Origin of the sequence: Deinococcus carri (assembly GCF_039545055.1) — a bacterium.
GTDB classification, from domain to species: domain Bacteria; phylum Deinococcota; class Deinococci; order Deinococcales; family Deinococcaceae; genus Deinococcus; species Deinococcus carri.
The window spans coordinates 74055-82209 of record NZ_BAABRP010000014.1; the positions used below are offsets into that span (position 1 = coordinate 74055).

At 71.4% G+C, this 8155-nt stretch carries 9 protein-coding genes; 3 read left to right on the top strand and 6 right to left on the bottom strand.

What is annotated here, in order from left to right:
• Positions 1 to 24 precede the first annotated feature (24 nt).
• The 5 genes from ABEA67_RS14960 to ABEA67_RS14980 all read right to left on the bottom strand — a co-directional run bounded on the left by ABEA67_RS14960 (position 25) and on the right by ABEA67_RS14980 (position 5114).
• Complete coding sequence (locus ABEA67_RS14960; RefSeq protein WP_345466642.1) at positions 25 to 789, bottom strand: nucleotidyltransferase domain-containing protein; 765 nt, start codon at positions 787 to 789, stop codon at positions 25 to 27.
• Positions 783 to 2102, bottom strand: coding sequence for an AAA family ATPase (locus ABEA67_RS14965; RefSeq protein ID WP_345466644.1), 1320 nt, complete (start codon positions 2100 to 2102; stop codon positions 783 to 785). The genes ABEA67_RS14960 and ABEA67_RS14965 overlap by 7 nt, the downstream gene beginning before the upstream one ends.
• Positions 2099 to 2746: an RNA ligase family protein gene (locus ABEA67_RS14970; protein ID WP_345466646.1), complete on the bottom strand. Its 648-nt coding sequence runs from the start codon at positions 2744 to 2746 to the stop codon at positions 2099 to 2101. Before ABEA67_RS14970 ends, ABEA67_RS14965 begins: the two co-directional genes overlap by 4 nt.
• 98 nt (positions 2747 to 2844) lie before the next feature.
• Positions 2845 to 3726 carry a nucleotidyltransferase domain-containing protein gene (locus ABEA67_RS14975; protein ID WP_345466648.1) on the bottom strand — a complete coding sequence of 294 codons (882 nt, stop codon included), beginning with the start codon at positions 3724 to 3726 and terminating at the stop codon, positions 2845 to 2847.
• Positions 3723 to 5114, bottom strand: a complete 1392-nt coding sequence (locus ABEA67_RS14980) for a 3' terminal RNA ribose 2'-O-methyltransferase Hen1 (RefSeq protein WP_345466651.1) — start codon at positions 5112 to 5114, stop codon at positions 3723 to 3725. The genes ABEA67_RS14975 and ABEA67_RS14980 overlap by 4 nt, the downstream gene beginning before the upstream one ends.
• Before the next feature lie 82 nt (positions 5115 to 5196).
• On the opposite strand from ABEA67_RS14980, the gene ABEA67_RS14985 reads away from it, so the two are divergent.
• Both ABEA67_RS14985 and ABEA67_RS14990 read left to right on the top strand, forming a co-directional pair.
• A complete protein-coding gene (locus tag ABEA67_RS14985) occupies positions 5197 to 5811 on the top strand; it encodes a cyclodeaminase/cyclohydrolase family protein (protein WP_345466653.1) in 615 nt (204 codons plus the stop codon).
• Positions 5812 to 5843: 32 nt separating this feature from the next.
• Positions 5844 to 7037: an MFS transporter gene (locus ABEA67_RS14990; protein WP_345466655.1), complete on the top strand. Its 1194-nt coding sequence runs from the start codon at positions 5844 to 5846 to the stop codon at positions 7035 to 7037.
• A 160-nt stretch (positions 7038 to 7197) separates the two neighbouring features.
• Here the strand turns inward: ABEA67_RS14990 and bshB1 are convergent, their stop codons facing one another.
• Positions 7198 to 7917, bottom strand: a complete 720-nt coding sequence (gene bshB1, locus ABEA67_RS14995; protein WP_345466657.1) for a bacillithiol biosynthesis deacetylase BshB1 — start codon at positions 7915 to 7917, stop codon at positions 7198 to 7200.
• Between the two features lie 149 nt (positions 7918 to 8066).
• Between bshB1 and ABEA67_RS19480 the strand changes: the two genes are divergently transcribed.
• Positions 8067 to 8155: IS1/IS1595 family N-terminal zinc-binding domain-containing protein (locus ABEA67_RS19480; RefSeq protein WP_425557179.1), on the top strand; the 89-nt coding region annotated here is incomplete at its 3' end.

Genomic DNA, 8155 nt, shown 5'->3' on the forward strand with positions numbered 1-8155 from the left:
AGGCATGGGCAGATTGGCGGAGCGTCAACCACCCGCCTGAAGCCGCACCCGCACCACCCAGTCGCTGACCGCCCTGGTCACCTCTTCCGCCACCGTCTCGGGCAGAGGCGTCATGTGCCGCGCTTCTTCCAGCTCACGCACGAGGCGCAGGTGTTCGGGCTGGTAGGCGGCAGGCGGTTCGGGCAGTGGTTCCCCCTCACGCCCTTCCCGCTTCAGGGTCATGAGTTCGGATAGGAAGGGCAGGCGGGCTTCCACGTTCAGCGCCTCCAGATTTGCCTCCACTTCCCCAGTTCTCAGCAAATGCAGGCCAGTCAGGACGGTGCGGAAGGCGTACAGCAGGGGCTTGACGCGCGGCACCTCCTCCTTTTCCAGCAGTGCCCACTGGTTGCGGGTAAAGCCCAGGTAGTGATGGGCATGGTGCCGCGTGAGGCAGCGGGGCGCGAGGGCCACCAGTTCGGCGTGGGCGGGCGAGGTGTGAACGACCAGCGGCGAGAGCAGTTGCTCCAGCACGTAGCCGTTGCGGGTCAGGAGCAGCCGGGCGAACTTCCGCGCGTCATGGGTGACGAGGTCGAGTTCGACCTGTCCGTCGTCGCGTTCCAGGCTGTGCGTCTCCTCGGGGGCGGCCAGGCCCAGCACCTCGCGCAGGGGCAGGACATGCACGCCGCGCAGGTCCCAGTCGCTGTCGGCACTCGGAAAGCCGTAGAGATGTGCGCCGCTGACGGTGGCGAAGACGAGGGGGGAAGGGTGCGCGTATGCGGCTTCCGTGAGTTGCGGGGGAAAGGTCAGCATGGGAAGAACTCCTGCGGAGGATGCCCCGTGCCGTCCGGGGTAACGAACCGCACCTCGTGGGCCTCGCCCACCTCCGGCCATTCCAGGTTCTGGAGCTGCTGGCCCAGCACACCGGGGGGCACAGGGTCGAGGCGGGCGGCGTTGCGGGCGGGCAGTTCCCCCGCAGGCGTCCAGGCGGTAACGATGCGGGTCAGGGCACCGTAGTCGTAGCCCAGGCCCAGCACACCGGCCCGGCCGCTCCCACGCAGGTTGGTGGCGTCCCAGACCACACGCTGCCGGGAGCGCAACCCCGCCCGCACCGCCTCCCGCGCGGCCTGAAGGACCTGCCCGTTGACCGTCTGGTCGGCCACGCCGCGGCCCAGTTGCGCCCGCAGGCCGTCCAGCGACACCACCACGTCCCCGAAGTCGGCCGCCAGGCTACTTTTGCCGCTGCCGCTGGGACCACACAGCACGGTGAGTTCCCCAAAGCCGGAGGCTGCGCGGTACGCACGGGCCGCCGCCTCGTGAGGCGTGTGGATGAGGCCGGCCTCGAAGTCGCGGATGCCCGCGAGCAAGGCGAAGTGGAGCAGGTCCGGGCGGGCACCGGGCAGCAGCTGGGGCAGTTCTTCCCGCCAGGCCACGTAGGGGTCGGGAAAGAGCAGGTCCGGGCCGGGCGTGAACCACAGGCCCTGTTCCTCGGCCAGCACCTGAAGCAGGTCGGCGCTGTCCTCGCCCCGCGCCGTGTCCCCGCCCATCACCACGCGGCCCCGTGCATCCGCCCGCGCCAGCAGCACGAGCAGGGGCAGGGGCACACTGCGGGCGAGGAGCCACACCTGCCGTCCCAGCGGGTCCTCCACGGCCCGGTGCAGCCGGTGATGGGCCGCCACCAGCGCCAGCACGGCCAGAATCAGGCGGGCGGGCACCCCCGCGTCCGGCAGGGTGAGGGCCAGCGCGTCCCGCCCCCGCCGCGCGTGCCGGGGCGAGCGCAGGCGCACGCGGCCCGTCTCGTCCCGCTCCTCGCGGGTGGTGAGGGCCTTGCCCACGTCGTGCAGGGCGGCAGCCAGAATCAGGGCGGCGCGGGCATCCCCGCGCAGGGCGGCCTCGTCGGCAAGGTCGTGGGCGCGCTCCACCACCAGGGCCGAGTGGGCGGCCACGCTGCCCTCCGCGTGCCATTCGGTGTCCTGCGGCGTGGTGTCCAGCCGGTCGAGCAGGTGGACGGCGGGGGCCAGCACGTCCCGGATGTCCGCGAAGGAGACGCGCTGCCCGGCGCGCAGGCTTTGCAGCAGGGGGGCGGTTCGCCTGACCGGGGGGCTGAAGGTATCGAAGCTGGTCATGCCCCGTCCTCCTGCTCCGGGGAGCCGGGCCGCAGGCCGTTGGGCACCACCGGGCGGCTCATCCAGTGGCTGTCGGTCTGCACGTGCCCGGCCCGCACCCATTTGGCGACGCGGGTGCCGAAGTCGGCGTAAGGAATCGCGGCCGCATCGCGCACCACGTAGCCTTCCATCCGCTCGGGGTCCACCTCGATTCCCCGCAGCGCGGCCTCGTCCCATGGCCCCCGGTACAGCTCGCGCGGGGTGGGCAGGCCCAGGCGGTGCGCCCAGGCCCGCACGTCGTCCCAGCTCAGGCTGACGTTCCGGTCGTCCCACACGCTGAAGAGGTAGAAGTAACCTTCGAGGTCGTCGTAGGACAGGCTGTGTTCGGCGTACACGTTCTCGCCGCACAGCCGCCAGCCGGGCGGAATCTCGTGCCCGAACCCGCCGCGCAGGGCCTTGACCCACGTGCGGGAAGGGTGCGGGCGCATATCGAGGCTGCGGGCGTGCAGGTCGTCCCGGTAGAGGCTGGTGTTCTCGCCGTCCAGCTTCTCGGTGACGACGACTTCCCGGCCCGTCAGGTCACGCAGGTGCGCGATGCGGCGGTCGTCATTCTGGAGGCCAGGCGACCAGGGCAGGTGGGGGGTGGAGGGGTATTTGATTCGCATGGCATCTCACCGCCCGGCAGCGTAGAGCGCCAGGGGGGCCGGGGGCGTCGGCCGGGTGGCTGCGGGAAGGCTAGGCCGGGTGGCGGAGCAGGTCACCCTCACCACTCCAGCGCCGCCCGCCGTGCCCGCAGCAGCCACGCCTCGGCGCGGGCGTAGTCGGGCCGTTCGGGCAGGGAGGTATGGGCATAGGCCCGGTCGAAGTCGGCGTGCAGCGCGAGCCGCCAGCGTTCCAGTTCGGGCCAGGGCACCTCGCTACGCTTCACGGCCAGCAGGGTGTCCCGGTGCCCGCCCACATGGACCTGCACCTCGCCGCGTTCCAGCACCGCGATACCGCTCAGCAGCAGCCGCAGCAGGTGCATGGCATGTTTCCAGCGGACCTCGCCGTGCTGGCGCAGGTCGGCTTCCAGCCGCTTGAATTGCCCCATCACGTAGCCGTTGTAGGTCTGGTACACCAGGCGGCTCAGGAACGCCCCCCGGATGGCGAGCAGTTCGGCGGCCAGCGGCGTCGCCGTCTGCACCAGCGGACTGTGCAGCACCTCCAGCACGTTGGGATTCGCCTTCAGCGCCAGCAGCACGAACTTCTGCGCTTCCCAGTACACTTCCTCGCCGAACTCCAGTTGCTCGGGAACACCCGCGAGGCTCCAGTGGTCGCGCGCCGGGGGCAGGTAGAAGCCGCGCAGGTCGGTGTCGCTCTCCGAGGTGTCCAGCCCGAAGGCGCGGCTGCCCACCACGCAGCGGTACTGGACAAATGGGGTGTAGTCGCGCTCGGCGTCCGGCAGGGCGTTCTTCTCGTGGCGGCGCACGATCAGGCTGGAGCGGGCCAGCGTGACCTCGCTCCCGTCCGGAAAGCGCACGCGGTAGGCATGGTCGGGGTCGCTGGGCGCGCGAACGATGACGGCCACCGCGCCCGCCGGGTGTCCGGCTGTGGGCAGGCGCGTGACGATGCTGGTGCCGACGGGGAGAATGGGGGGCAGGGTCATGGGTCGTCCTTTGCAAACACCGCCATCTGCGTCACTGGCCCGTAGTCGGCGTGAACCTCCCCCACGTCCTCGAAGCCCACCGCATAGCCGTACTCGCTGGCGGCCGCCTCGGCCCACACCCGGAACTCGGCCCGCGTCCACTCGAAGCGGTGGTCGGCGTGGCGCATCCCGGCGTCCGCGCCAAAGACCGCGTTGTATTCGCGGTTGGGCGTGGTCACCACCACCGTGCGGGGGCGGGCGTCACCGAACACATTCGCGGTCAGGGCGTCCAGGTGGTGTGGTTCGAGGTGTTCGATGACTTCCACCAGGGCAGCAGCGTCGAAGCCATGCAGGCGCGTGTCGCGGTAGGCCAGGCTGCCGTGAAGCAGGCGCACCCGCTGCGCGAGTTCGGGGCGTTCCTTCAGGTGCAACCTGTCCGCCGCCATCTCCAGCGCACGCCCACTCACGTCCACGCCGACGAGTTCGCGGAACTGCCCCACCTCCAGCAGGCGGCGCAGCAACTTGCCCTCGCCGCAGCCCAGGTCCAGCACGCGGGCGGCACCGCTGGCCTTCAGCACCTCGGCCACGCGGTCCAGGCGGGCGTCGTGGAGGCGGGGGCGGGGGTCACGTGGGGCTTCCTCTTCCTCCGGCCCTTCTTCCTCGGGTACAGCCGGGGTGAAGGCGGCCTCGGCCTGGCGCACCAGTTCACGGAAGCGCAGGAACCGCCCGGTGATGAGGTCGCGTTCCGGGTGGGTGTCCAGCCAGCCCGCGCCGTGGCGCAGAAGCTTTTCCACCTCAGTCTCGTTCAGGTAGTAGTGCTTGCGGCCGTCCAGCACGGGGAGCAGCACGTACAGGTGCGCCAGCAGGTCGCGCAGCCGCACCGTGCCCGACACCCGCAGGCGCACGTAGGGCCGCTCGCCCCACTCGGGAAACAGGGGGTCGAGGGGGATGGGTTCGGCCTCCACCGCGTACCCGAGGGGACCGAACAGCCGCTCGGGCAGACCCTCTGGACCACGCGCCGCCACGCAGGGCAACTCGGCCACCAGCGGCAGGGGCGTGTCGGCCAGGTCCTGCCGGTCCTTGCTGCGCCCGGTCATGGCCGTGCCGAAAGCGTCGCGCAGGGCCACCGCCAGGAAGCTGCCCGCCGCGTACGGCCGGTCGTTCACGTAGGGTTCCAGCGGGGCACCCTCGCCGGGGCGGGTGGTGCGTGAGAGGGCCACCGGGTCCACCTCCAGCAGCAGGGCCGCCGTGCAGACTTCGGGCGTCGCCTCGGGGTAGAAGACGGTCGCGCGGCCAAAGGGCAACTCGCGCTCCAGCACGCGCTCCGGGTGCTTGTGCAGCAGGAAGCCCAGGTCGGTGGCCGGAAAGGGCCGGGCAGGCTGGGGCGTGGTGGTCAGCGTGAGCAGCATCCTGCCGGGCAGGCTAGCGCCGCGCGCGGCCCGGCACGTCGGCAAGATGGCGCAGGTCCCATGCCGCAAGTAGAGTGCGGACATGTCCTCGCTGTGGGAGCGTCCGGCCCAGGAACTTCTCCAGGCGGCCGCCAGCGGTGCCCCGACCCCCGGCGGCGGCTCCACGGCCGCGCTGACCGCGGCTTTTGGCGCGGCGCTGCTGGAGATGGCCCTGAACATCACCCTGAAGAAGAATGGCGAGGCGGCGGCGGAGGCATTGCGGCCCGTTCTCCAGACCCTGGGCAGCCTGCGGGAGCGGCTTCAGACCCTGGCCGACGAGGACGTGCGGGCGTTCCGGGCCTATGTCCAGGCCACGCGCCTCCCCGAAGGCCCTGAGCAGAACGAAGCCCTGGCGGCAGCGGGCAAGGCCTCGATGCAGACGCCGCTCCAGCTCGCCCGCACCGCCCTGGAGGCGCTGGACCTCGCCCCGCCGCTCGCCACGCAGGTCCACGCGGAGGTCATCAGCGACGTGGGCGCGGGGGCCGCGATTCTGGAAGGCGCGCTGCACGCCGCCCTGCTGACGGTGGACATCAACCTGCCGCACATCCCCGAAGAGGAGCGGGAAGGACTGAAGGCCGAACGGGACATGCTGGAGGCGCGGGGGCGGGACCGGGCGGCACAGACGCTGCGGCAAACGCGCGAACGATTGCCGGGCTGAGGACGGACCCCCGCCCCGTACAATCAACACCGATGCTCTGGACCCGTCCCCTGGTGATGCTGCGGCTGCTGGCGCTGCTGCTGTCCAGCGAACTGGTCCGCACCGGCTTTTTCGTGTCGGCGCTGCCTGTGGCCGGGCCGGGGCTGGGGCTGAACACGGCGGTCATCGGCGTGATGGTGGGCGTCCATTACCTCGCGGACGCACTCGCCAAGGGGCCGATGGGCCTGGTCACCGAACGCTGGGGCCTGGGGCGGGTGCTGGCGCTGGGCAGCGGCCTGGGGCTGCTGGTGGTGCTGGGAACGCGGCTGCTGCCGTCGCCGCTGTGGGGCGTGGTGGGCTGCGCCCTGTGGGGCGTCACCTACGCCGCCCTGTGGCCGGGTGTGATGAGTGCCTCGCAGATGCTGGCGCGACCCGGGCGCACGGCGCGGGCGCTGTCGGTCTCCAGCCTCAGCGTGGCCCCTGCCATTCTGGGGGGCGTGTTGGGCGTGGGGCCGCTGATGCAGGCGCGGCCCGGCGCGGCCTGGGGGCTGCTGCTGGGGGCACAGGGGGCGGCGCTGCTGCTGGCGCTGGGCCTGCTGCGGCTGCACTTTTCTAGCCAGCACTTCTCTAACCAGCACAGCTCGGGGACGGCGTCCCCCCCCGCCGGGATGTGGCAGGGCTGGACGCGGGTCGCGGTGCTGCTGCCCGCCGCCTTTGCACAGACGCTCGCGCCGGGGCTGCTGGTCACGCTCTTTTACCCGCTGCTCTCCCGGCTGGGGCTGGGGCTGGGGGACCTGCTGGGGCCAGGGCTGCTGGCACTGGCGGCCTTTGGCGCGTGCTTGTGGACGGCGGGTCGCCTGGCCGACCGGGCGCATCCCCGCCGCGCCCTGACCCCCGGGCTGCTGGGCCTGGCCCTGACCTTTGGCGTGGCCGCCCTGCCGGGGCTGGAGGCCCGGCTGTGGCTGCTCGCGCCGCTGCTGGGGCTGGGCTACGGGGCCTTTGTCGCCGGGTGGAACGGGCTGGTGGGCCGGGTCCTGCCGCAGGAACACCGCGCCGCCGCCTGGGGCACGGTGATGGCGGTGGAGGCGCTGGGCTATGCCGCCGGGCCGGTGCTGGGTGGCGTGGCCTGGGCCAGCTTCGGCCCCGCGGGCGTGTTCACGCTGGGGGCCGCCGTGTTCCTGCTGGCCGAGGCGTACTACCTGTGGCCGGGCCGGGCGGTGACGCGGAGTGCGGCGGAGCCGGAGTGAGAATGATTCCGATTGAAGGGTGTTGAAAACACCCAGAAATCCGACCAGAGGGAGAAGGAACAAGGGCGGATTTCGGGAGATGGATGAACAGGCGGTGTCCTCCCGACTGTTCAGGAATTGGACGGAATCCGTATCAGGCCAACTGCCCTGACCCCTCCCCTCACAGCGCGAGCGGGTCCACCAGCAGCGGGTCTTCCATCTCGAACGCCTCGGCATAGCGCACGCGGGCGAAGGTGCCCCAGTACATCAGGCGGGCGCGGCGGCGCTCCACGATTTCGGGCGTGACGGTTTCGGAGACGTAGGTGCCGCTGAACTGGCTGGTATGGGCGCGGATGGCCGCTTCCCAGTCCGCCATCACCGCGCCGATGTCCACCAGCAGGGTCGCGTGAATGTCGGCGTTGCCCTGGTACAGCAGCACACGCGGGACGCGGTGGGGTTCGCCCGCCAGGTCTTCCTTGCGCAGGGCGGCGAGGTGCAGCGCCCGCCTGGCGAGGTGGTAGGTGCCGAAGTGGTCCGGGTGGCGGTCCCGGTGATGCGGCACGACCAGCACGCGGGGCCGCACCGCGCGCAGCACGGTCGCCAGAGCCGCCGCGCCCTGCGGCGTATCGGCCAGGCCGCCGTCCGGCAAACCCAGTTGCCCGCGCCAGCTCAGCCCCAGGATGCCCGCCGCCGCCACACACTCGGCCTCGCGCTCCTCCGGGGTGCCCAGGGTGCCCCGCTCGCCGCGCGACATTTCCAGGATGCCCACCGCCCGGCCCTCCCGCGCGAGGCGAATCAGCGTGCCGCCCGCGCCTATCTCGGCGTCGTCCGGGTGGGGCGCGAGGCACAGCCAGTCCAGGGGCTGCACGGTTCCGTACACGGTGCGAAAGGCGTCACTCATGCCCCGCAGGATAGACCGGGGGCGCGGGGAACAAAAAAAGCCGCCTCCGCGGGCGGTGATAAGAAGAATATAGCGTGGGATGCAGGGGAAGTCAAATTATGCAGGCGAGTAGTAGTGGCGTTCAGGGCATGACGGGAGTTCAATGAAGCATGAACGGTCCTGACTGCCCAGCGTGCGGTGGCGTCTACACCGTCAAAAACGGTCACGCCCACACCGGCAAGCAACGCTACTTGTGCCG